Here is a 22,904-nt window from a genome sequence, read left to right on the forward strand (position 1 = left end):
CTCGCGAGCTTTCTGGATCAGCCCACGGCGTACGATGCCGTTCGCGCCTACCGTACGGCCCTCAGTGGCGGGTGAAAAGACCATGGAAACAGCTCCCAAGCCGGCCGCGCAACTGACCGCCATCAGTCTGTATACGGGGGCGGGCGGTCTTGACCTCGGCTTCGAAGCCGCTGGCTTTGACACCCGCGTCGCCGTCGAGATGGACGACGATTGCATCGCCACGCTGCAGGCAAACCGCGACTGGCCAGTTATGCATCGGTCGATCCACGACGTAACCTCGGCCGAGCTTCTGCGCCAGGCTCGGCTTGAGCCTTTCGAGGCCGACGTACTGATCGGCGGCCCTCCCTGTCAGCCTTTCTCGAAGTGCGGCTACTGGGCCAGCGGCGATGCCAGGCGTTTGGAAGACCCCCGCGCCTCCACGGTCGAGGCATTCCTGCGCGTCCTGCGGGACACGCGGCCTCGCGCTTACCTCATGGAGAACGTCGCCGGCCTCGCTTTCCGCGGCAAGGATGAAGGTATTCACTTGATCCGCGACATCGTAGCGGCGATCAATCGTGAGCAGGGCACCGCCTACGAAGTCGAGCTGCTGGTCCTCAACGCTGCCGACTTTGGCGTGCCTCAGACGCGCGAGCGCGCCTTTCTGGTCGGTGCACGGGACGGTTCGAGATTCGGCTCCCTTATCCCAACGCATCGGCCGGCCGACGACGACGTGAAGGAGCGCCAATTGGCCCTTCCGCTTGACACGCCGTTGTATCGAACCGCTTGGGATGCCATCGGTGACTTGGCAGACGACGATGACCCCCAGCTCGCCCCCCGCGGCAAGTGGGCAGACCTGCTGCCGTCGATCCCGGAGGGCTCCAACTACCTCTACCACACCGACCGAGGCGCGGGTGTACCGCTCTTCGGCTGGAGGCGGAGATTCTGGAATTTCCTGCTGAAGCTGGCCAAGGATCAACCCTCTTGGACGCTGACCGCGCAGCCAGGCCCGGCGACCGGACCATTCCATTGGCGAAATCGGCGCTTGTCTGCACGTGAGCTGTGCCGATTGCAGACCGTACCGGACGACTACGAGGTGCTGGGCTCGACCAATACGGTTCAGAAGCAGTTGGGCAACGCGGTGCCCTCAGCACTGGCAGAGGTGATCGCTCGCCACATGCGCCGTCGCCTTTTCGGCGAGCCCGACCACAGCGAGCCCAAAGTGACGTTGATCCCCTCGCGCCGAGGCAAGCCGCCGCCGCCGGAGCCCCCGCAGCCGGTTCCCCAGAAGTATCGCCACCTGATCGGCAAGCATTCCCCCCATCCTGGTACGGGAAAGGGCAGTCGGGCATCGCTGCGCTCGGCGACATCCTAGCCGCATTCAAGCCACATGACCTACCGGCGCTTCTCCGTCAGCCGAAGCCAAAAAGCGCCCTTACTGGCGTTTATCCTGTCCGCTTTGGAGGGTTCCGGCTGCCGCACGCTGCACTGCTCCGACCCAGCCGAGGCACCCTTTCGCATCAGCTTCGAGACAGCGGACGGCGAGCGCATGGGTATCGTCGCCTATGCCTTCTTCGCCAACAGCCGGCAAACGCGGAACAGACCGGGCGACGAACATCGCTTTCAGGTGAAATACGGCCCGAAGACCGGAGAGCAGCATGAGCTTTGGCAAGACCCCTACGGCCTCTACACGACACTGTTCTGCGGCATCAATCCGGAGACCGGCTACTTCGTCGCCGCCGACCCCGTGCTGCACAGCCCCACCCGGTTCTTTATCTCCATCGAGTTCAAGGACCAGCATGTCAAAGCCATTCTCGAGCGCGGCTGGCACGCCTGGGAGAGGCAGAGGCGGACAAAAGACGGACTGGATGAGCCTGTAGAGGTGATGCTCGGCGGCATGCCGGAGAATTTTCTGCGTTACGTCCGGTTCGAGCGGGCTGCGAAGGGTCTAGACGCCGGTCACCGCGCCCTGCTGGCCGATAAAATGACGGAGCTTGACCACCTGCGGACGCCGGAAGCTGACGCGCGCGCGCAAACACCGATCGAAGTCGCGAGAATCCACCAGCTCACGAGCGAATTCCAGCTCGCAGAGAACGAGATCCTCGACCTGATCGAGAGTGCCCCACGCCTGAAGATGGCCGTGCGCGGCTGGGTGGCAGAGGCACACCTGGTCCGACAATTAGCCGGGCTTCCCGCCATCACCGAATGCATGCCGATCGAAGAAGACGGCAGACCCGATGTACGTGTATCTCTCCGGGGGAGCCGCCCCATCTTCATCGAATGCAAGAACGTCCTGCGCCGCCCCTATGCCGACGGTACCTATCGGCTCGACTTTCAGCGGACCCGTGCCGCCAAGGGCGATCCCTGCTCCCGTTACTATACCGCCGAAGAGTTCGATGTTGTCGCCGCATGCCTGCATCCCCGGACCGAGCAATGGGATTTCTGTTTCGCACTCAGTCGCGAGATGGACAGCCATGACCGCTGCCCCGGCAGGCTGAGCAACCGCGCCAAGGTGGATGCACGCTGGGCGGCGGACGTGGTTGCGGTGCTTGAGCGAGCGCTCGCCTGAGAGAGGTGCCTCAATGGAGGATCAGCCGACAGCGCCACGGTTCAATCAGCTCCAACCCGCGTCGCGGGTGGCATCACGCACGAAGCGCCGAAACAAGGCACAGGGCAGCAAGGCCGAGCTCGCCCTGCGTCAGCAGCTCTGGTCTCTGGGTCTGCGCTATCGGCTGCACGCCAAAGACTTGCCAGGCAAGCCGGACATTGTATTTCGGCGCCAGCGGCTAGCCGTGTTCGTGGACGGCGATTTCTGGCACGGCCGTGATTGGGAAGCGCGCCGCCGGAAGCTTGCCAAAGGGCACAACGCCGAATACTGGCTCGACAAAATCGCCTACAACAGAGTGCGCGATCACCGCAACACGGAACAGCTCGAAGGCGCAGGATGGCGCGTGATCCGATTCTGGGAGACCGACGTAAAGCGAGCACCACGGAATGCGGCTGCCATCGTGCAAGCCGCGCTCTCGTAGCGATGATCCAGCACGCGCTCGAGCAGCCGTTCCAAAGCCCGCCTCGAAGAGGACCCTGACTATTGATAAGCTTTCAAGTCCGTTTTTTGAGAATGAATGCTCCTTTAACCAGGTTCAGTAATCAAGATCAGGCGACCGCAGACGCCGGCAAATGGCGCGGACGCTTGCGAGCCAGCACCTTGCCTCCACTGCCGTCTTTTCGCCGTCTATTAATTGTGGGTACAGGCTTTACTGGAGTGGCGCTGTGCTATAATTAAAGGCGGTTGAACAGCAAGCTCAGTCCACTGCAAACATGAACGATACAACCTCTCAAAACAGGCAGGAAAGAAGCTCGGCGCGAGTCGAGTATCTTGAAAGCAAGTACGCTGCGATCATGACAAAGTACGTCGAGTGGCGTCGAAGCAAGCTCGACAGCCACATGCACGCAGAGGATCTCATGTATCGCCAAGAGCTTGACCATTGCCGCCGTGAGATCGCCTCCGCAAAAGCGCCCGCGACTGACCTCTTGAGCAAGATGGCGCTGCTGGACAACTGGCTCCAAACCGCCAATGGAGGTTACGAGTTCGCGTTCGAAACTCCGCACGGCATCTATCAGCGCTGGCAGAGCGACGTAACCTATGTCTGGGTCGTGAAGACACCCGACGGTTCGCTGGAAGGACCTTTCGAAGAGGCGCAAGATGCGGCAGATTGGGCGGCGGAGCACTGGGACGCTGTATTCGCGGATTCAGAGCCGGAAAACAGCTGAATCTGTGCAGGGACCCGAAGGTGGGTGGTGGTGTACTTTCCCACCGCGCCTACCCTTCCCGAGAAAGCCCCGCGTCCATGATCTGCTGCAAGCTGTAGCCGCAGTGCTCGGGGAAGGGTGACTTGAGCCTGCGGGGCTCCTCCGGCGCGGCACGGATGGCGTCAAGCGCGCTTCAGTAATGCCGCGGGGAGCATCATCTATCCGCCGGCGCACCGTCAACCCGCACGCAGCGCACAATGCGTCCGCCGTCGAGCCGCCGCGGCTCGGGATAGGCATCGGCGCACTCGGGCAGTGCCTGCGGGCAGCGGGGATGGAAGTGGCAGCCCGCGGGCGGATGCGCCGGCGAGGGCATGTCGCCCGCGAGCCGGATGACCTCGCGGCGGCGCTCCGGGTCGGCCACGGGTACCGCCGACAGCAGGGCTTTGGTGTAGGGATGCCTGGGATCGCCCAGGATCTGGTCTGTGCTGCCCCGCTCGACGATGCGCCCGAGATACATCACCGCCACCTCGTGGGCGAGGTAGGACACGACAGAGATGTCGTGGGTAATGAAGAGATAGCTCAGGCCCAGGTCCTGCTGGAGCTGCTTAAGCAGGTTCAGGATCTGCGCCTGCACCGAGACATCGAGTGCGCTGGTGGGCTCGTCGCAGACGATGAGGGCGGGCTCCACGGCCAGTGCCCGGGCGATGCAGATGCGCTGCCGCTGTCCGCCGGAGAATTCGTGCGGATAGCGGCCCATGGCCTGCTCGCCGATGCCCACCTGCTCCAACAGCGCCGCGACACGCTTGCGTCGCTCGGCACGGCTCGGTGCGATGCCCAGCGCCTGGAGCCCCTCGCCCACGATGTCCTCCACCAGCATGCGCGGGTTCATGGACGCAAAGGGGTCCTGGAAAATGACCTGGAGGTCCTTGCGATAGGGCCGCAGGCGGCCGGGCTTGAGGCGGGCCAGGTCCACGCCGTCGTAGTGCACGGCGCCGGCGGTGGGCCGCTCCAGCTGCAGAATGCCCTTGCCCGCGGTGGTCTTGCCGCAGCCGGATTCCCCCACCAGCGCCAGGGTGCGGCCGGCATAGAGCGTCAGATCCACGCCATCGACGGCTTTGACGTGGCCCACGGTGCGCTTGAAAAGCCCGCGGCGGATGGGGAAGTGGACCTTGAGGCCGTCGGTGCTGAGCAGGGCATCGCCGGGACCGGCCGCCTGCGCATGAGCGGAGATCTCCTGGGCTGCGGCGGGCGCGAACTCGGGCGTGTCGCCGTCCCACAACAGACAGCGCACGCGCTGCCCGTCACCGGCCTGGAACCAGTCGGGCGGGCTGTCATGGCAGCGGTCCATGACCCGGAAGCAGCGGGGCGCGAAGCGACAACCGGTGAAGTCCTGATCCAGCGACGGCACCCGGCCCGGGATCACCGCCAGCGCCCCGGCGCGCTTGTCGGCATCCGGCAGGCTCTCCAGCAGCTTGCGGCTGTAGGGATGCGCCGGCCCCTCGAAGAAGCGCTCGACAGGCGCCTGCTCCACGATCTGGCCCGCGTACATCACCGCGAGCCGGTCCGCCGTCTCGGCGACCACGCCGAGGTCGTGCGTGATCAGCAGCACCGCCATGCCGCGCTCGCGCTGCACGTCTTTCAGCAGGCGCAGCACCTGTGCCTGGATGGTGACATCGAGCGCCGTGGTGGGCTCGTCGGCGATGATCAGCGCCGGATCGCCGGCGAGCGCCATGGCGATCATGATGCGCTGCTTCATGCCCCCCGAAAGCTGGTGCGGGAACTCTTCCGTGCGCCGCTCGGGGTCCGGGATGCCCACCGCACGCAGCAGCTCCACCACCCGGGTGCGGATACCGCTGCGTGGCATGCCCTCGTGCACCCGCACCGCCTCGGCGATCTGCGCGCCCACCGTGAGCACCGGGTTCAGGGAGGTCTGCGGCTCCTGGAAGATCATGCCCATGCGCCCGCCGCGGATGCGGCGCATGTCGCGCTCGGTGAGCCTGAGCAAATCCGTGTCGCCCAGGCGGACTGCGCCCGCCGTGATACGCCCGCCGAGCGGCAGCAGGCGCATCAGCGACAGCGCGGTCATGGACTTGCCGCAGCCGGACTCGCCCAGGAGTGCCAGGGTCTCGCCGGGCTGGATATGGAAGCCCACGTCATCGCAGACGCGCACCGGGCGCTCGCCGCCGCGGGCCGGCGGCAGCTCCGTCGTGAGTCCGGTGACTTCCAGCAGGGCGTCGGTCATGGCGGGTCTGTCAGCATCGGTCCGATTGCGGGTCCAGGGTCACGCGAAGGCGCAAAGCAGCAAGCCGGCCGCTCCAGAAGCTGGAGACAGACGACGAAACTCGCAGCGAGCGGCGCGTGGAGTATGCAAGCCCGAACAGTGCCGCAATGCCCGCGGTGAAGCCCAGCGCAGTCTCACTTGACGCGCACCAGCCTTGGGTCGAAGGCATCCCGCACCACGTCCGCGAACAGGTTCGCAGCCAGCACCAGCGTGAACATGAACACGAAGGCAGCGGCCAGCGACCACCAGACGATGGGGTCCCGCGCCAGCTCCAGCCGGGCGCTGTTGATCATGTTGCCCCAGCTGTTCATGGTCGGGTCCACGCCGATGTTGACATAGGAGAGCACCGCCTCCGCCAGCACCAGGCCGCTGAAGTCCAGCACCACGGTGATCATCACGATGTGCAGCACATTCGGCAGGATGTGGCGGGCGAGGATCGTCGAGTGCCGCACGCCCAGCGCGGAGGCGGCCTGCACATACTCCTGCTCGCGCAGCTTGAGCGACTCGCCGCGCAGCAGCCGGCACAAGCCGGTCCAGCTGGTGACGCCGAGGATGATGCACAGGAACAGCAATCTCAGATCCGCGCGCTCCACCAGGCTCTCGAACTGGTCGGCGTTGTTGGTCATGTAGACCTGGAGCATCAGGATGGCGGCGGCGATAAGCAGCACACCGGGGATGGAGTTCAGCGTGGTGTAGAGGTACTGGATGACATCATCCGTGAGCCCGCGAAAATAGCCGGCCATAATGCCGAGGATCACCGCCGCCGGCAGCATCACGAGCGTGGTGAGCGTGCCGATGACAAGCCCGGTGCGGATGCTCTTCAGGCTCTGGTAGAAGACGTCCTCGCCCACCTTGTCGGTGCCGAGGATGTGATAGCCGGCGGCCAGCTCGGCGGCGACGAAAACCAGCACCAGCATTGCAGCCGGGGTGATGAGGGCGACCCGCCAGGGCACCTCGGTGCGGCCCTCCCAGATGGAGCGGGCGCCGTCGTTGTAGGCCTCGCCGCGGGCATGGGCCACCAGCCAGACCAGACCAGCCGTCAGCGCCATCCACAAGAGCATGCCCTTGATGGCGCCCAGCACTGTGCGCACGGCGATGTCGACGCCCCGCCACGACGGGTCGCTCAGGTGTGCACCACCGTGCTCCAGCGGCGGATAGCCGCGGATCATGGTCCCATCCGGCTGCTCCATGGCCTCCTTGACGAAGAGATGCGTGGCGAAGGGCGCGGAGAAGGTCTTCTCCTGCCGCTCCCGCAGGCCGGTGAGGATCACGTCCAGCACCGACAATACCTGCGTCGAATAGCGGGCCTGCACCCTGGACTCAGCGCCGCCGCCACCCCCAGCGCCGTCGCGCGCGGCGGCCTCGGGCGGCGGGGCACCGGCGGACTCGCCGGTCGCCACCGGCTCGATGCGCGGGTGGAAGTGCATGGAATCCAGCAGCCCGATGAGCACGTAGAAGCTGATCACCACCAGCGCCGCGACGCCCACCCGCGAGCGCGCCACGCTGCGCCAGGGCGCGCGCAGGTGCTCATGCTGCGAGGCATAGACCCCGTAGCCGAGCGCGACGGCGATCAGCAGGAAGATCAGCGCATCCGTGGTCAGGATTACAGGCATCTGCGCTGCCCCTCGTCGTTCCGGGATGGGGGCTCACCCATCATGACAACCTCACCCGCGGGTCCACCATGGTGTATGAGATGTCGGTGAGGATCAGCCCGAGGATGTAGAGCACGGAGCCCAGGAACACCATGGCGCGCACGATGGCGAAGTCCTGGCGGTTGATGGCATCGATGGTGTAGCTGCCGAGCCCCGGGATGCCGAAAAAGGACTCGGTAATGAGCGCGCCCATGAAGAGCAGCGGCAGCACGGCGACGACGCCGGTCAGGATCGGAATCAGCGCGTTCTTCAGCACATGGCGGAAGAGCACCACGCGCTCGCGCAGGCCCTTGGCACGGGCGGTGCGCACGTAGTCGCGGTTGATCTCTTCCAGGAAGAAGGTCCGGTACAGCCGGGTGCCGGTGCCGATGCCCCCCACCACGCCGACGATGACCGGCAGAATCAGGAACTTCACCGCATCGAGCCCGGTGTCATAGCCCGAAATAGGCACCAGATGGAACAGCTTGCCGATGAGGAACTGGCCGCCGATGATGTAGAAGAGTCCGGAGATGGACATCATCGCCACCAGCAGCACCACACTGCCGAAATCGATATAGGTGGCGCGGAAGAACACGATCATCAGCGCATAGCTGATGTTGATGGCAAGCCCCACCAGCAGCACCGGCAGCGCAATGGCGAGGCTCGGCCACATGCGCTGGCTGATGTCGTAGCCGATGTCGCGGCCGCTGTCCGAAGTGCCGAAGTCGAAGAAGAAGAGCTTGGCGGACTTCTGGAAAAAGATCGTCTCCGTGAGCTTGGCCGCCCCACTGGCGTCCGCGTTGAACAACAGCGGGCGGTCGTAACCATGGTCCGCCTTCCAGGCCTGCACGGCATCCTCCGTGACACGCTTGTCGCCGAGCTGCATGCGGGCCATGTCGTCCGGGGAGTTGACGACAAAGAAAAGCACGAAAGTGATCAGATTCACGCCGATCAGGATCGGAATCGCATACAGCAGCCGGCGGATGATGTAGGCACTCACAGCGCCGCACTCCGCTCCCGCCGGCGGGCGATGACGATGGCCGGCACGGCACCCACCGCGAGCACCACGGCAATGGCGCCGATGGGCCAGACCACGGGCGGGTTCCAGGCGGCACGGCGCTCCTCGCGGATGGCGGGCTCCACGCGCAGATACTTGAGCGTGTTATTGGCCATGAGGTTCGGCTTCACGTTGCCGATCCATTGGTGGTGGAGGCTGAAGGATTCGGGATAAAAGCCGAAGGACCAGGGTGCATCCCGGCGCACGATCTCCGTCATGCGGTCGATGACGGCCTGGCGCTCCGGCCCATCCGGCATGTTCTTCATCTCCTCGAACAGAAGGTCCAGCTCCGGATTGCTGTAATTGGCCGCATTCTCGCCGCCGTCGATCTTGCGGTTCGGTCCATACAGCAGAAAGAAGAAATTCTCCGGGTCCGGGTAGTCCGCATTCCAGCCCCACATGAAGATCTGCCCGGTGCCCTCGCGCATCTTCTCCTGAAAGCGGTTGTAGTCGGTGGCCCGCACGATGAGCTCGATGCCGAGCTTGGCGAACTGCTTGCGCATCCAGTTGAGCCGCGCCTTGCCGTCCGGCCCCGCGTCCATGGCCTCGTAGTAGAGGCTGAGCGGTCGGCCCGTCTCGGGGTCGCGACCATCGCGGTAGCCCGCCTGGGCCATCAGCGCCCGGGCCTCGGCGATGGACTTGCGCTGCGCGCGGCCATTCTCCCAGTCGAACACGTAGGGGTTGATGCCGGCCTCGCCGTCACGGTGACCGAAGATGCCGGGCGGCAGCGGCCCCTGCCCCTGCACGCCGCGGCCGTTGGCGAAGATCGAGATGAACTCGTCGAAGTCCACGGCGATGCTGATGGCGCGGCGCAGCAGCCGGGCGCGCTCGGAGTCGCCGCCCACCACGTCGTCCGCCATGTTGAAGCCCATGTACCAGATGGACGTCTGCACGGCGGTACTGAGCCCGATGCCCTTGGCCTGCATATCTGCCGTGAGGCCGGCCTCACCCGCGGCGTCGAACCGCACGGCCTGGTCGAAGGCGTCGGAGCTGATGCCGGAGGTGTCGTAATAGCCCTGAAGGAACTTGTTCCAATAAGGAATGCTTTCTTTCTCCAGGCTGTAGACGGCCTGGTCCACAAAGGGCAGCGGCTTGCCCGCGTCGGCGAGCAGGCCCTCGGCGGCATCCCCCGGCATGCCTTCGGTGGGATAGGTCTCGCCGTGGAAATTCGGGTTGCGCGCGAGCACCATGCGCAGATTCGGATTGTTCTCGGCAAGCATGAAGGGCCCGGTGCCCACCGGGTACCAGTCCAGGGTGATGTTGTTGTCTTCCATGCCCCGCTGATTGGTGAGGGCCTCGGCCTCCCAGGGCATGGGGGCGAAGAAGGGCATGGCGAGCCAGTAGACGAACTGCGGATAGCGGCCGTCGATGCGCACCTTCCAGCTGTAGCGGTCCACGACCTCGGCACCGGGAAAGTCGAGGCCGCGCAGGTCGAAGAAGGGCCGCTCCCCGTCCACGGGCGCCGGCGCGGCATCCTCAAGCCGCTGCGAGAAGTCCCGGAAGCCCAGAATATGCTCGCCCATGAGGCCGGCGATGGGCGAATGCAGCCAGGGCGCGGCGAGGCGCTTGATCTGGTACACGTAGTCCTCGGCCGTCAGCTCGCGGGTGCCGGTCTGCGGCAGGTCGGCGAGCCTGTTCAGGCGCGCGATCTCGTGTGCCGGCAGGTCGTGGTAGAGGTATCGGCCGTCGGCATCCCGGGCGAAGGCCGGGTGGGGCTGATACTGAATGCCGGGCTTGATGCGAATCAGATACTCCGTCACCGCGATTTGGTCCGGATCTGCATCCGGCGGGAGCGGATTGCCGGCGGCGTCCAGGTGCGTGGGCTCCGGCACGGCCTCCGCCGTCAGCGGCATCAGGGTATAGGGCCGTTTCAGGAAGTGGTATTGCAGCGGCGGCTCGTAGATCTGCGCGATGAACGCGTACTCGTTGGAGCTGTAGGAGCGCACCGGGTCCAGGTGCTTCGGCCGCTCCGTGAAGGCGCCGTAGAGGATGTTCTCGCCGGCCTGACGCGCCGCGTAGGGGTTGTTCCAGGGCGGCTCGCCGCAGCCGGGCAGCATGCTCAGGGTGACCACAAGCGCCACCAGCGACATCAGCAGCCGCACCGGCTCACGGCGGCCTGCGGGGCAGCTGACCTGGGCAGCTTTCGCCGGCCGCGGCCTTTCTGTAATGTGACCGCGCCGCGGCCGCAGGATTGTGCGCACCGCCCACTTCACGACTTCAAGAGCCATTGACATCGGCAGACCACGGAGACCATCTGATGGGGTTTTTGACCGACAAGCGTTTTCTCATCACCGGCGTCGCGAGCAACCGCTCCATCGCCTGGGGCGTCGCGCAGGCCATGCGCCGCGAGGGCGCCGAGCTTGCCTTCACCTACCAGGGCGAAAAGCTCCAGAGCCGGGTGGAAGATCTGGCCAGCTCCATTGATTCCAACATCGCCCTGCCGCTCGACGTCAGCAGCGACGAGCAGATCGACGCCTGCTTCGAGGCCCTCGCCGGCCACTGGGACGGCCTCGACGGCATCGTCCACGCCATCGCCTTCGCGCCCAAGGAGGAGCTGGAGGGCAACTATGTCGATGCAATGACTCGCAAGGGCTTCGCGACGGCGCACGATATCAGCTCCTACAGCTTTGGTGCACTCGCAAAGGCCGGCCGCGGGCTCATGGCCGGGCGCAACGGCGCGCTGGTGACCATGAGCTACCTCGGCGCCGTGCGTGCGGTGCCCCACTACAACGTCATGGGCGTCGCCAAGGCGAGCCTCGAGGCCAATGTGCGCTACCTGGCCGCAGCCCTGGGTCCGGCGGGCATCCGCGTCAACGCCGTGTCGGCGGGCCCCATCCGCACCCTGGCCGCCGCCGGCATTGCCGACTTCCGGAGCATGCTGAAGCAGGTGGAGGAGCGCACGCCCCTGCGGCGCAATGTGACCATCGAGGAAGTGGGCAACGCCGCCGCCTTCCTGTGCTCGGACCTGGCGTCCGGCATCACCGGGGACGTGCTCTACGTCGACACCGGTTATCACATCCTCGGGCTCGGGTGACGCCGCGGCACCCCGCCGGCGGTCATCAGCAACGCCGGCGGCCGACCCCGCTGCGAGCGCCCCGTCAGGGCGTTTCGCCGGCGAGCTCGCGCAGCTCGATGTCGGCGCGGGCGACGAGGTCATCCAGCACCTGCTCGAAGCCGTGCTCGCCGCCGATGCTGGTCAGCAGGCGGCGCTCGGCCTCGCGGGCGGCAGGCGCCAGGTCTTCGGTGGTGCCGTCCTGAACGCCGCGCACGGCGACCACAAGCGCGTCACCATTCGCCTGCTGTCCCACGGCATAGCTGGCGGCATCCTCCGCCGGCCGCGGCGCCGAGAAGGCCAGCTCCAGCACCTTCGGCGGCACGTCGGCCTGATTGCGAGACACCAAGCCAGGCTCTTCCAGACCCGACTGCACTTCGGCGGCAGGGTCCGCCGCCGTGGCGTCGGTGCTGGCGTCGGCGGGCTCGCCAGGGGCCGTTTCCTCGCCCGCCTCGACAGCCGCCGCCAGCTCGGCAAAATCCGCACCGCCCCGCAGCCGCTCGGCCAATGACTCAGCCTCCGCAAGGGCCGCCGCCGCTGCCTGCTCCGCCGCCAGGGCTTCGACGATCTCATCCCGGACCTCGGCAAGGGGGCGCAGGGCGGCGGGCTCGTGCTCGTCCACCCGCAGCACGATGGCCTGCATGCGGTCCGGGTCCGGCTCGATGAGCTCGCTGTTGTTGCCGCGCACCAGCACGTCCTCGCTGAAGGCAGCGCCGGTGACCTTGGGCCTCGCGAGGATGCCCTCGCCGCCGCTGCGCTCGATCCAATCACTGGTCTGGATTTCGAGGTCCAGGGTCTCGGCGGCCGGAATCAGGCTGTCCGGGGACTCGTAGGTGAGGTTCGCCAACTGCTCGGCGATCTCGAAATAGGCGGCCTCGGCATCTCCCCGGCCCAGATCCCGCGCGAGCTGCTCACGTACGGCCTCGAACGGCTCTGGCTCGCCGCCTGCGATCTCCGTCACCTCGATCAAGTGGTAGCCGAAGCGGCTGCGCACCGGCTCGCTGACGACCCCGGGCTGAAGCGCGAAGGCCGCCTGCTCGAAGGCCGGGTCCATGATGCCCCGGGCAACCATACCGAGATCGCCGCCCTGATCCGCACTGGCGGGGTCCTCCGAATGCTCGGCGGCCACGTCAGCGAAGTCCGCACCGGCTTCGAGCTCGGCCTTCAGCTCGGCGGCGCGCGCCTTGACGGCCTCCGCCTGGGCATCATCGGCATCCGTCGGCACCGTCAGCAGGATGTGCCGGATGCCGCGACGCTCGGGGGTGGTGAAGTCGTCGATGCGCTGCTCATAGGCAGCCCGCAGGTCCGCTTCGCTGACCTCCCCTGCGCCCAACGACTCCGCATCCAGCAGGATGTAGGTGAGCCTGACGCGCTCCGGGGTTTCGAACTGCTCAGGATTGGCCTCGTAGTAAGCGCGGATCGCCTCCTCGGACGGCGGTGCATCGGGCATGAACCCGGCGCTCGGCAGCGTCAGGTAGGCGATGTCACGCCGCTGGCGCAACAGCCGCGTGGCCGCCGCCAGTTGCGCATCCGTCGTGAACGCGGACGCGGTGACGGCACGGGAGAGCTGTGTCCCCAGCAGGCTTTGGCGCAGCTGCTCCTCATAGGCCGCCGGCGTCAATCCCTGGAGCCGCAGGACGCGCTCATAGGTGGCCTTGTCGAAGACGCCGTCGCTCTGGAACGCAGGCTCGGTGAGGATGGCGGCGCGAACGGCCTCGTCGGAGACGCGCAGGCCCATGTCGTAGGAGGCGTCGAGCAGCACGGCGTCGCGGATCATCCGCTCGCGCACCTGGCGACGCATCTCCGTGGTGTCGAAGAGGTCCGGGTCATAGGCGGCCCCCATGCGCTCGCGCAGCTGCATGCGGGTGCGCTGCACGTTCCGATCCAGCTGCCGCTCGGTGATCTTGTTACCGCCCACCTTGGCGACCACCGGCTCGCTGCCCACACCCAGATAGGACTGTATGCCCCAGAGCGCGAACGGGATGCTGATCAGGATGACGATGGCCCAGGCCACCCAGCCCTGAGCACGTTCTTTGATCGCCTGCAACATGCTTGAAACCTGCTGTCGATATTCGGAGTCGGCCGGCCCGGAGGTCAAGCGCGCTCGGCTCAGCCATGCCTGCTCACACCAGGGGCCGCCGACATCGCTGAGCGGCCTGGCTGCAAGCCCCGCTCAGCCTCGGCATCACACTGGAGCCGGGCCCGGTTGCCCATCCGGCATCCCCGCTGGACACAAAAAAGGCGCGCCCCTCCGATGCGGTGGGGCGCGCCCTGATCAATGCTGGCGGAGTGGACGGGACTCGAACCCGCGACCCCCGGCGTGACAGGCCGGTATTCTAACCAACTGAACTACCACTCCTTAGAAACCACAATATACACCGGGAAACCTTGTCCCGGAAAGCTTTCGTGCCACGCGGGCTGAAAAGCTGTTTCGCCGCTGCCTGTGACGCCTGCTGCCCTGCACGCCATCGCCGGTGTGGGCGCCGGCGCTGTATTCGCGGCGCGACGTGGTCACCGCAGCGTCTCGCGTCGGGCAGGTGCTAGACCACGCAGGATATCCGACGCCCTGTGGCGGAGACACCCTCCGCGCGACCTCGACGAACTGTTACCAACTGCCGGCGGAGACCATGCGGCGACGCGTGAAATCAGCCCAGTCAGCAGGTCGCCACTCAGCCGAGAAACCCGCGAACGTCAGCCCCACCTTTTTGCGTCTGCGGTGGGTGGCGAAGAGCAGTGCGTCTTCTGGTGGGTGCTGCAGGGCTCGAACCTGCGACCCTCGCCTTGTAAGGGCGATGCTCTAGCCGACTGAGCTAAGCACCCCGCTGAAGCACCCGACCAAGCCCGTTATTGTATGGCATCCTTCAGCGCTTTACCAGCTTTGAAGGAAGGTGTCTTGGAAGCGGCGATCTCGATGCTAGCGCCGGTCTGCGGGTTGCGGCCGGTCCGCGCGGCACGCTCTTTGACCATGAAGGTCCCGAAACCGATGATAGAGACGCTGTCGCCGCCCTTCAGGGCCACGGCGATGGAGTCCGTCAGTGCATCGAGCGCCCGGCCGGCGGCGGCCTTCGAGATGTCTGCCCCCTCCGCCATGGCGTCGATAAGATCCGATTTGTTCATTCTCCCCCCGATGTCTCGAATGACCGTAGAAACCGCGCGTACAGTTGAAGCGTGACAGCGGCGGCGACACGTGCGGACGCCGCAGCCTGCGCCGAATGTTGTCGAGTGCACGCAAAGCTGTCAAGCAGAGCCACCTTGCCGACCGGAACCGATTGTCGCCGGGTTTTGCGGAACACGGCGTGCACCGGACAGCCCGGCACTGAGCCCGGCACTGAGCCAGGCGCGAGCAAGGCGCCCTGACCTCGACCCGAAGCTCAGCACACCGTGGCGCCCCCCCCGGGCGGCGGGAGCACTCAGCGTGCTCCCCCGCCGACAGGAAGGTCAGTGGTGGGTGCGGGCGCCGCTCGGCTTGTCCTCCGGCTTGGCCGGCGGCGCCTCCTCCGCCTCTGCCTCCGCCGAGGCGTCTGCATCGGCCGGCGGCCGGGGCAGCTCGGTCAGGGCGACATCCAGCACCTCGTCGATCCAGCGCACGCCGCGAATGTCGAGACTCTGCTTGATGTTCTTCGGAATCTCGGTGAGATCACGCTCGTTCTCGTGCGGAATGAGCACCGTCTCGATGCCGCCTCGGTGGGCGGCCAGGAGCTTCTCCTTGAGGCCGCCGATGGGCAGCACCTCGCCCCGCAGCGTGATCTCGCCGGTCATCGCAACGCTGGAGCGCACCGGCACCTGGGTGAGGGCGGAGACCAGCGCCGTGCACATGGCCACGCCGGCACTCGGCCCGTCCTTGGGTGTCGCGCCCTCCGGCACGTGAATGTGCAGGTCGAACTTCTGGTGGAAGTCCGGATCGATCCCAAGCGCCGCCGCCCGGCTGCGCACCACGGTAAGCGCTGCCTGGATGGACTCCTGCATGACGTCGCCGAGCTGCCCGGTGTAAGTAAACTTGCCCTTGCCGGGCACCAGGGCCGACTCGATGCGCAGCAGCTCGCCGCCCACCTCGGTCCAGGCGAGCCCGGTGACCTGACCGATCTGGTCGTGCTCATCGGCGCGGCCGAAGCGGAAGCGCCGCACACCGAGGTACTTGTCGAGTGACTTCGGCGTCACGACCACCGACGCGTCCGACTTCTTCTTGAGTAGCACTTCCTTGACAACCTTGCGGCAGATCTTGGAGCACTCGCGCTCCAGATTTCGGACGCCCGCCTCCCGCGTGTAGTACCGAATCACGTCACGCAGCGCGGCCTCCCGAATGGTGAGCTCGCCCTTCTTGAGCCCGTTGTTCTTCATCTGCTTCGGGATGAGATAACGCTGGGCGATGTTGACCTTCTCGTCCTCGGTGTAGCCGGCGAGCCGGATCACCTCCATGCGGTCGAGCAGCGCGGGCGGGATGTTCAGCGTGTTGGCGGTGCCGACGAACATCACCTCCGACAGGTCGAAGTCCACCTCCAGATAGTGGTCGTTGAAGGTGTGGTTCTGTTCGGGGTCGAGCACCTCCAGCAGCGCCGACGCGGGGTCGCCGCGGAAGTCCATGGCCATCTTGTCGATCTCGTCCAGCAGGAAGAAGGCGTTGCGAGAGCCCGCCTTGGCCAGGTTCTGGATGATCTTGCCGGGCAGCGCGCCGATGTAGGTGCGCCGGTGACCGCGGATCTCGGCCTCGTCCCGAACGCCGCCCAAGGACATGCGCACGAACTTGCGGTTGGTGGCGCGGGCGATGGACTGCCCAAGCGAGGTCTTGCCGACGCCGGGCGGACCCACGAGGCAGAGGATCGGGCCCTTCAGCTTCTTGACGCGCTGCTGGACGGCCAGGTACTCAAGGATGCGCTCCTTGACCTTCTCCAGGCCGTAGTGATCGGCGTCCAGCACCTTCTGCGCGACACGGATGTCATTGCGGATGCGGGTGCGCTTCTTCCAGGGCACCGACACCAGCGTGTCGATGTAGTTGCGCACCACCGTCGCCTCTGCAGACATGGGCGACATGAGCTTCAGCTTGTTGAGCTCCCCGGTAGCCTTGTCCTTGACCTCCTTCGGCATGCCGGCTTCCTCGATGCGCTTGCCAAGGTCTTCGAGCTCGTTCGGCGCGTCCTCAAGCTCCCCCAGCTCCTTCTGGATGGCCTTCATCTGCTCGTTCAGATAGTACTCGCGCTGGTTCTTCTCCATCTGGCGCTTGACGCGCCCGCGGATGCGCTTTTCCATCTGGAGGATGTCGTTCTCGGCCTCCATGAGGCCCATGAGGTGCTCCAGGCGCTGCTGCACGTCCACCATCTCCAGCACGTGCTGCTTCTCTTCGAGCTTCAGCGACATGTGCGCGGCCATGGTGTCGGCGAGGCGACCGGCCTCGTCGATGCTCGACAAGGAGGTCAGCACCTCCGGCGGCACCTTCTTGTTGAGCTTGACGTACTGATCGAACAGCGTCACGGCCGAGCGCATCAGCACCTCCTGCTCCCGCTCGTCGGCTTCGAGCTGATCCGCAAGGGGTGCGACGACGGCGGAGAAGGACCCTTCAGTGGACACGAACCGCTTGGCCTTCGCGCGCCGGTGCCCCTCCACGAGCACCTTCACCGTGCCGTCCGGCAGCTTCAGCAGCTGCAGCACGTTGGCCAGGGTCCCGATGGCATGCAGGTCACCCACCGCGGGATCGTCGACGTCCGCGTTCTTCTGGGCCATGAGGAGGATCTGCTTGTCGGCGCCCATGGCCGCATCCAGGGCCTTGATGGACTTATCCCGGCCCACGAACAGCGGAATCACCATGTGCGGATAGACCACGACATCGCGCAGCGGCAGGACCGGCACTTCCTGCTCGGTAAGGGTGGGATCGTTGTGCTCGTGAACGGTTTCGCCCATGGAATCTTTGCTCCGGTTAGCCGTGCTGACTGGTATGGCGCCGCATGGAAATTGCGGTCCGCCGCTACGGCAGTTGTAGAAATCTACGGTTCGCACCGAGGTTTGGGCGTTTCCGCGACGCTTCAATCGGCGCAGGTGAGGGGGCCGCCCGGGCCCGCCTTGAAAGGTTAAGCAAAATGCGCGCCGGGCTGTGCAGACGCGGCGGGTCGGTGGTCGCGACCACCACGGCCCGGATGCCGCCGGCCGCGGTCTGTTGCACCGACCGGCCAGTCTGAAGAGGGGGGATAGTTGCGGCGCTGGAACGTAGCGTTGCGGGCTTCAGCACAGCGACGGGCTGGTCGGCTAAAGCACACTGCCCAGCGCATCACCGGACAGCATTACCGGGCAGCATTACCGGGCAGCATCGATGGCCGGTATCGTCGAGGGGCATCAATCGGACGAAGCGGCCCGCTGCTGCTCTCCGCCGTCATAGATGACGAACGGTGTGTTCTCGCCGGCGATCACGGATGAGTCCACGACGACCTTGCTGACGCTTTCCAGCGAGGGCAGATCGTACATGATATCCAGCAGCACCTGCTCCATGATGGTGCGCAACCCCCGGGCACCCGTCTTGCGCTCCATGGCTTTGACGGCGATGGCCCGCAGGGCGTCCTCGCGCAGCTCCAGCTCGCAGCCCTCCATGGAGAACAGCCGCCCGTACTGCTTGTAGAGGGCGTGCTTGGGCTCGGTGAGGATGCGCACCAGGGCCTCTTCGTCCAGCTCGTCCAGGGTCGCCATCACCGGCAGGCGGCCGACGAACTCCGGGATCAGGCCGTAGCGGATCAGGTCCTCCGGCTCCACGCCGCAGAGCAGCTCCCCGATCTGCTTGCTGTCGTCCTTCGAGCGCACGTCGGCGGAGAAGCCGATACCGCCCTTGCGGGAGCGACGCTCGATGATCTTGTCGAGGCCGGCGAAGGCACCACCGACGATGAACAGGATGTTGGACGTGTCGACCTGCAGAAACTCCTGCTGCGGGTGCTTGCGCCCACCCTGCGGCGGCACGGAGGCGACGGTGCCTTCAATGAGCTTGAGCAGCGCCTGCTGCACGCCCTCGCCCGAGACATCACGGGTGATGGAGGGGTTGTCGGCCTTGCGCGAGATCTTGTCGATCTCGTCGATGTAGACGATGCCGGTCTGCGCCTTCTCGACGTCGTAGTCGCACTTCTGCAGGAGCTTCTGGATGATGTTCTCGACATCCTCGCCGACGTAACCCGCTTCCGTGAGCGTCGTCGCGTCCGCGATGGTGAAGGGCACGTTCAGCAGCCGTGCGAGGGTCTCCGCGAGCAGCGTCTTGCCGGAGCCGGTGGGCCCGATCAGCAGGATGTTGCTCTTGGAGATTTCGATGTCTTCCTTGGCGTCCGCCGCCTCAAGCCGCTTGTAATGGTTATACACGGCGACGGAGAGGACCTTCTTGGCCTGCTCCTGGCCGATGACGAACTGGTCCAGGCTGTCCTTGATCTCCCGCGGCTTGGGCAGGCGGCTGGTGGCCTCGCCCACGCCCTCCTGCATTTCCTCGCGGATGATGTCGTTACAGAGCTCGACGCATTCGTCGCAGATGAACACCGATGGGCCGGCGATCAGCTTGCGTACCTCGTGCTGGCTCTTGCCGCAGAATGAACAGTAGAGGAGCTTCCCTTCGTCGTTCTTTCCGTGGGTGTTTCCGCTCATGTGTGGCGATGTCTCCGCGGGACGGTCCGGCTGACGGGAGGCGTCACGAACGGCTCCCTGGAATGCGTTTTATCATAACGGCTCGCGACGATATCGCAAGCCGACGGGCGGCGCGGCCATGCCCCGGGGCGCGGTCGCCGCCGCCGCGGCTGCGGCGCACCCCGGCAGGTGGGTCAGGTTGCCGGCGGCCCGCTGCGCTCGTCCAGCACCCGGTCGATGAGGCCGTACTCCACGGCCGCGTCGCCGCCCATGAAGCGGTCGCGCTCCGTATCCTCCGCGATCTTCTCCAGCGGCTGCCCGGTGTGACGCGCCAGGATGTGGTTCAGCTGGTCGCGGATGTGCAGAATCTCGCGGGCGTGGATGTCGATGTCCGTCGCCTGCCCCTGGAAGCCGCCCAGGGGCTGGTGGATCATCATGCGCGAGTGCGGCAGGCAGAAGCGCTTCCCGTGCGCACCGCCGGCGAGCAGCAGCGCGCCCATGCTCGCCGCCTGACCGATGCACATGGTGCTGACGTCGGGGCGGATGAAGCGCATGGTGTCGTAGATGGCAAGACCCGCCGTCACCGCGCCGCCCGGCGAATTGATGTAGAAATGGATGTCCTTGTCGGGGTTTTCGGACTCCAGGAAGAGCAGCTGGGCGACCACGAGATTCGCCACGTGGTCCTCCACGGGACCCACCAGAAAGACGACGCGCTCCTTGAGGAGCCGCGAGAAAATGTCGAACGAGCGCTCGCCGCGGGCGGTCTGCTCGATGACCATCGGTATCAGGCCCAGGGCCTGGGGCGACGGTGGGCTCGGGTCGTGGGTGTGGGTCATGGGTGTGCAACCTCGATCAGGACATCTGTGGCCGGGCTGTGCGCCGGGATGGCCGCCGCGCCGGTCTTTCCTCGGGGCAGGTGGGGATTGGCGGGGGCCGACGCAACGAAATCGTCACGCGCGCCGGCCCCGTTGCCGAGGGCCTCAGCCGGCGCCCTCGCTGCGGTCGGTCAGGGCGTCGAAGCTGCTGGGCTCCTCGACCACGTCCGCGCTCTCGAGCATACGCTCCACCACCAGCTCCTCCATCGCCAGCGCCTCCACCGAGGACAGTCTCTGGGCGTCGGCGTAGTAGTAGTTGATGACGTCCTCCGGGCGCTCGTAGGTGGCCGCAAGCTCCTCCACCAGCGCACGGACACGCTCGGGCTTCGGCTGCAGCTCCCAGCGTTTCACCACCTCGGCGATCACCAGACCGAGCTTGACCCGGCGCTCGGCGGACTCGGCGAAGAGCTCGTCCGGCAGCTCCATGGCGCCGCCGCCGGCGGCCTGCTGGGTCTGCCCCTTGAGGGCGCGGATTTCTTCGCTCACCAGCACCGCCGGCAGGTCCACCGGGTTTGCCTCCAGCAGGGCGTCCATGACCTGCGTCTTGATCTTGGCGTCGGTGCGCTGGCGCAGCTCGCGCTCCATGTTGGCGCGCACGTCGGCGCGGAAGCGCTCCGCGTCGCCGTCATCGATGCCGAAGGCCGCCATGAAGTCCGCGTCGACATCGGGCAGCTTCGGCTCGGCCACGGCCTCCACGTTGACCTTGAACTGGGCGGCGCGGCCGGCAAGCTCCCTGTTGGGATACTCTTCCGGGAAGGTCACGTCGATGACGCGCTCCTCGCCGGCGGCCGCGCCCTCGAGCTGCGCTTCGAAGCCTGGGATGAAGCTGCCGCTGCCGAGGACCAGCTGCCGGTGCTCGGCGCTGCCGCCAGGGAAGGGCTCGCCGTCGATGCTGCCCTCGAACGAGAGGGTCACCCGGTCACCGTCCTGGGCGGCGCGCTCCACGTCCTCGAAGGTGCGGCGCTGCTCGCGCAGGCGCTCGATCATGGCATCGACATCGGCCTCGGTAACCTCCGCCACGGGGCGCGTGATGCGCATTCCGGACAGGTCGTTGACGCTGATCTCCGGCAGCACCTCGAATTCGGCGGTGTAGGCATAGCGCCGGCCCGGGATGTCGATGTCCGGCTGGATCTGCGGCTGCCCCGCCGGGCGCAGCTCCTGCTCGGCGACGGCCTGCGAGAAGGAGGTCTGCACCATCTCCCCCAGCACTTCACCGCGCACGCTCTCGCCGAAGCGCTGGCGCAGCACGCGCATGGGCACCTTGCCGGGCCGGAAACCGGGGAGTCGAGCTTGCCGGGCCACATCCCGCAGCTTCTGATCGACCTGCTGCTCCACGTCGTCTGCGGGCAGCTCCACGGTCATGCGGCGGGCGAGCCCTTCACCGGCTTCCACGGTCACTTGCATCTGTCAGCGCTCCTGATCACTCTCTGCGGCATCGCCGAAAAACACGGCAGTATAAGCCGCAAGCGGCCTTTCCTCCAAGCCGCGGCGCAGCCCATGCGGTCAGTCGCCGGCGCCGGCGCACGGCAGTCTTGCACCGCTGGCGCACGGGCGGCAGCATCCGCGGTACCAGCCGGGGCAGCCGGCAACACCGAAGCCACCGGACAGCACCCATGGCCCGCCCCACCCGCGCCCATGTCGACCTCGCCGCCATCCGCCACAACTACCGCCACGCCAGGGCCCAGGCACCCGGGAGCCGGGCGCTTGCGGTGGTGAAGGCGGACGCCTACGGCCACGGCGCCATCGCCGTGGCGCGGGCGCTGGCACCGGTGGCCGACGCCTTCGCGGTGGCCTGCATCGAAGAGGCGCTGGAGCTGCGCGAGGCCGGCATCACCAACCCAATCGTCCTGCTGGAGGGCGTCTTCGAGCCGACGGAGCTGGACATCGCGCAGCGCGCACGACTCACGCCGGTGGCCCACAACCGGGACCAAGTGGACTGGCTGTGCCGGATGCGCCCCGCTGAGCCCGTAGCAGTGTGGCTCAAAATGGACACCGGCATGCACCGCCTGGGTCTCGACCCCGCGGCGTTCGCGGCTGCCCACGCGCAGCTCACCGCCTGCCCGCACGTCGGCGAGATCGTGCTCATGACCCACCTCGCCTGTGCAGACGAGCCCGGGCACCCCGCCAACCGCGCGCAGCTCGATTGCTTCGCCACCCATGCCGGCGGCCTGCCCGGCCGGCGCAGCATCGCCAACTCCGCAGCCCTGCTCGGCTGCCGCGAGGCGCACGCCGAGTGGCTGCGCCCCGGCATCATGCTCTACGGCGCGACGCCCTTCGGCGAGGCCCACCCCTCCGCCGCCGCGCTGCGCCCCACCATGTGCCTTGAGTCGGCGCTCATCAGCGTGCGGGCGCTCGCCCCGGGCGAGGCCATCGGCTACGGCGGGCGCTTCGTCTGCACTGAGCCGACCCGCGTGGGCGTCGTCGCCGCCGGCTATGCGGATGGCTATCCGCGCCATGCCTGCGACGGCACACCGGCCGCGGTGAACGGCAGACCGACACGCATCATCGGCCGTGTGTCCATGGACATGCTCACGGTTGATCTGACGGCCCAGCCGGACGCCCGCCCCGGCGACCCGGTGCAACTCTGGGGGGACCTGGTGCCCGCCAACGCCGTTGCAGCGGCGAGCGACACCATTGCCTACCAGCTCTTCACGGGCCTCTCGCGGCGGGTGCCCATCACTTACACCGACGACGCCTGACC

General features: G+C 66.6%; 16 protein-coding genes and 2 tRNA genes. 6 read left to right on the forward strand and 12 right to left on the reverse strand.

The genetic code is table 11. The features are described 5' to 3' along the window. The 4 genes from QZ607_RS22490 to QZ607_RS22505 all read left to right on the forward strand — a co-directional run. Window positions 1-1,351, forward strand: a 1,351-nt coding sequence (locus tag QZ607_RS22490; RefSeq protein WP_295887545.1) for a DNA cytosine methyltransferase, incomplete at its 5' end; no start/stop codon positions are given. A 15-nt stretch (window positions 1,352-1,366) separates the two neighbouring features. Further along, window positions 1,367-2,545 carry a hypothetical protein gene (locus QZ607_RS22495; protein WP_295887548.1) on the forward strand — a complete coding sequence of 393 codons (1,179 nt, stop codon included), beginning with the start codon at window positions 1,367-1,369 and terminating at the stop codon, window positions 2,543-2,545. 13 nt (window positions 2,546-2,558) lie between these two features. Next, window positions 2,559-3,005: a very short patch repair endonuclease gene (locus tag QZ607_RS22500; RefSeq protein WP_295887550.1), complete on the forward strand. Its 447-nt coding sequence runs from the start codon at window positions 2,559-2,561 to the stop codon at window positions 3,003-3,005. A 292-nt stretch (window positions 3,006-3,297) separates the two neighbouring features. Continuing rightward, a complete protein-coding gene (locus tag QZ607_RS22505; RefSeq protein WP_295887553.1) occupies window positions 3,298-3,750 on the forward strand; it encodes a hypothetical protein in 453 nt (150 codons plus the stop codon). 193 nt (window positions 3,751-3,943) lie between these two features. On the opposite strand, the gene QZ607_RS22510 is transcribed toward QZ607_RS22505, so the two are convergent. The 4 genes from QZ607_RS22510 to QZ607_RS22525 form a co-directional block, all read right to left on the reverse strand. Continuing rightward, entirely contained in the window at window positions 3,944-5,971 is a 2,028-nt protein-coding gene (locus tag QZ607_RS22510; protein WP_295887556.1) for an ABC transporter ATP-binding protein, read from the reverse strand. A 173-nt stretch (window positions 5,972-6,144) separates the two neighbouring features. Then, a complete protein-coding gene (locus QZ607_RS22515; RefSeq protein ID WP_295887558.1) occupies window positions 6,145-7,623 on the reverse strand; it encodes an ABC transporter permease in 1,479 nt (492 codons plus the stop codon). A gap of 40 nt (window positions 7,624-7,663) precedes the next feature. Further along, window positions 7,664-8,641 (reverse strand): ABC transporter permease, encoded by a 978-nt coding sequence (locus QZ607_RS22520; protein WP_295887561.1) that lies wholly within the window; start codon window positions 8,639-8,641, stop codon window positions 7,664-7,666. Next, entirely contained in the window at window positions 8,638-10,788 is a 2,151-nt protein-coding gene (locus tag QZ607_RS22525) for an ABC transporter substrate-binding protein (RefSeq protein WP_295887563.1), read from the reverse strand. The genes QZ607_RS22520 and QZ607_RS22525 overlap by 4 nt, the downstream gene beginning before the upstream one ends. A 167-nt stretch (window positions 10,789-10,955) precedes the next feature. On the opposite strand from QZ607_RS22525, the gene QZ607_RS22530 reads away from it, so the two are divergent. Further along, window positions 10,956-11,732 (forward strand): enoyl-ACP reductase, encoded by a 777-nt coding sequence (locus tag QZ607_RS22530; protein ID WP_295887566.1) that lies wholly within the window; start codon window positions 10,956-10,958, stop codon window positions 11,730-11,732. 64 nt (window positions 11,733-11,796) lie between these two features. Here the strand turns inward: QZ607_RS22530 and QZ607_RS22535 are convergent, their stop codons facing one another. From QZ607_RS22535 to tig, 8 genes are all read right to left on the reverse strand, one after another. Further along, the gene (locus QZ607_RS22535; RefSeq protein WP_295887569.1) at window positions 11,797-13,800 is read right to left on the reverse strand and encodes a SurA N-terminal domain-containing protein; all 2,004 of its coding nucleotides are present in this window, start codon (window positions 13,798-13,800) and stop codon (window positions 11,797-11,799) included. 232 nt (window positions 13,801-14,032) lie between these two features. Further along, window positions 14,033-14,109, reverse strand: a tRNA-Asp gene (locus QZ607_RS22540). Window positions 14,110-14,493: 384 nt separating this feature from the next. Further along, window positions 14,494-14,570 (reverse strand) — tRNA-Val (locus QZ607_RS22545). Between the two features lie 24 nt (window positions 14,571-14,594). After that, window positions 14,595-14,867, reverse strand: a complete 273-nt coding sequence (locus QZ607_RS22550) for an HU family DNA-binding protein (protein WP_295887571.1) — start codon at window positions 14,865-14,867, stop codon at window positions 14,595-14,597. Window positions 14,868-15,188: 321 nt separating this feature from the next. Continuing rightward, complete coding sequence (lon, locus tag QZ607_RS22555) at window positions 15,189-17,642, reverse strand: endopeptidase La (RefSeq protein WP_295887573.1); 2,454 nt, start codon at window positions 17,640-17,642, stop codon at window positions 15,189-15,191. Window positions 17,643-18,071: 429 nt separating this feature from the next. Continuing rightward, window positions 18,072-19,349 (reverse strand): ATP-dependent Clp protease ATP-binding subunit ClpX, encoded by a 1,278-nt coding sequence (clpX, locus tag QZ607_RS22560; RefSeq protein WP_295887576.1) that lies wholly within the window; start codon window positions 19,347-19,349, stop codon window positions 18,072-18,074. 173 nt (window positions 19,350-19,522) lie between these two features. After that, on the reverse strand, window positions 19,523-20,164 hold the full coding sequence (gene clpP, locus QZ607_RS22565; protein ID WP_295887578.1) for an ATP-dependent Clp endopeptidase proteolytic subunit ClpP: 642 nt from the start codon (window positions 20,162-20,164) through the stop codon (window positions 19,523-19,525). 144 nt (window positions 20,165-20,308) lie between these two features. Then, window positions 20,309-21,607: a trigger factor gene (gene tig, locus QZ607_RS22570; protein WP_295887581.1), complete on the reverse strand. Its 1,299-nt coding sequence runs from the start codon at window positions 21,605-21,607 to the stop codon at window positions 20,309-20,311. Between the two features lie 209 nt (window positions 21,608-21,816). Between tig and alr the strand changes: the two genes are divergently transcribed. Next, window positions 21,817-22,902, forward strand: a complete 1,086-nt coding sequence (alr, locus tag QZ607_RS22575; protein WP_295887584.1) for an alanine racemase — start codon at window positions 21,817-21,819, stop codon at window positions 22,900-22,902. Window positions 22,903-22,904: the final 2 nt, after the last annotated feature.

The organism is uncultured Thiohalocapsa sp. (genome assembly GCF_913063425.1).
Taxonomy (GTDB): Bacteria; Pseudomonadota; Gammaproteobacteria; order Chromatiales; family Chromatiaceae; genus Thiohalocapsa.

Excerpts from the sequence above, each read along its gene's own strand:
- QZ607_RS22495 (WP_295887548.1), top strand. The coding sequence starts at position 1,367 with ATGACCTACCGGCGCTTCTCCGTCAGCCGAAGCCAAAAAGCGCCCTTA.
- QZ607_RS22500 (WP_295887550.1), top strand. The coding sequence starts at position 2,559 with ATGGAGGATCAGCCGACAGCGCCACGGTTCAATCAGCTCCAACCCGCG.
- QZ607_RS22505 (WP_295887553.1), top strand. The coding sequence starts at position 3,298 with ATGAACGATACAACCTCTCAAAACAGGCAGGAAAGAAGCTCGGCGCGA.
- QZ607_RS22510 (WP_295887556.1), bottom strand. The coding sequence starts at position 5,971 with ATGACCGACGCCCTGCTGGAAGTCACCGGACTCACGACGGAGCTGCCG.
- QZ607_RS22515 (WP_295887558.1), bottom strand. The coding sequence starts at position 7,623 with ATGCCTGTAATCCTGACCACGGATGCGCTGATCTTCCTGCTGATCGCC.
- QZ607_RS22525 (WP_295887563.1), bottom strand. The coding sequence starts at position 10,788 with ATGTCGCTGGTGGCGCTTGTGGTCACCCTGAGCATGCTGCCCGGCTGC.
- QZ607_RS22530 (WP_295887566.1), top strand. The coding sequence starts at position 10,956 with ATGGGGTTTTTGACCGACAAGCGTTTTCTCATCACCGGCGTCGCGAGC.
- QZ607_RS22535 (WP_295887569.1), bottom strand. The coding sequence starts at position 13,800 with ATGTTGCAGGCGATCAAAGAACGTGCTCAGGGCTGGGTGGCCTGGGCC.
- QZ607_RS22550 (WP_295887571.1), bottom strand. The coding sequence starts at position 14,867 with ATGAACAAATCGGATCTTATCGACGCCATGGCGGAGGGGGCAGACATC.
- lon (WP_295887573.1), bottom strand. The coding sequence starts at position 17,642 with ATGGGCGAAACCGTTCACGAGCACAACGATCCCACCCTTACCGAGCAG.
- clpX (WP_295887576.1), bottom strand. The coding sequence starts at position 19,349 with ATGAGCGGAAACACCCACGGAAAGAACGACGAAGGGAAGCTCCTCTAC.
- clpP (WP_295887578.1), bottom strand. The coding sequence starts at position 20,164 with ATGACCCACACCCACGACCCGAGCCCACCGTCGCCCCAGGCCCTGGGC.
- tig (WP_295887581.1), bottom strand. The coding sequence starts at position 21,607 with ATGCAAGTGACCGTGGAAGCCGGTGAAGGGCTCGCCCGCCGCATGACC.
- alr (WP_295887584.1), top strand. The coding sequence starts at position 21,817 with ATGGCCCGCCCCACCCGCGCCCATGTCGACCTCGCCGCCATCCGCCAC.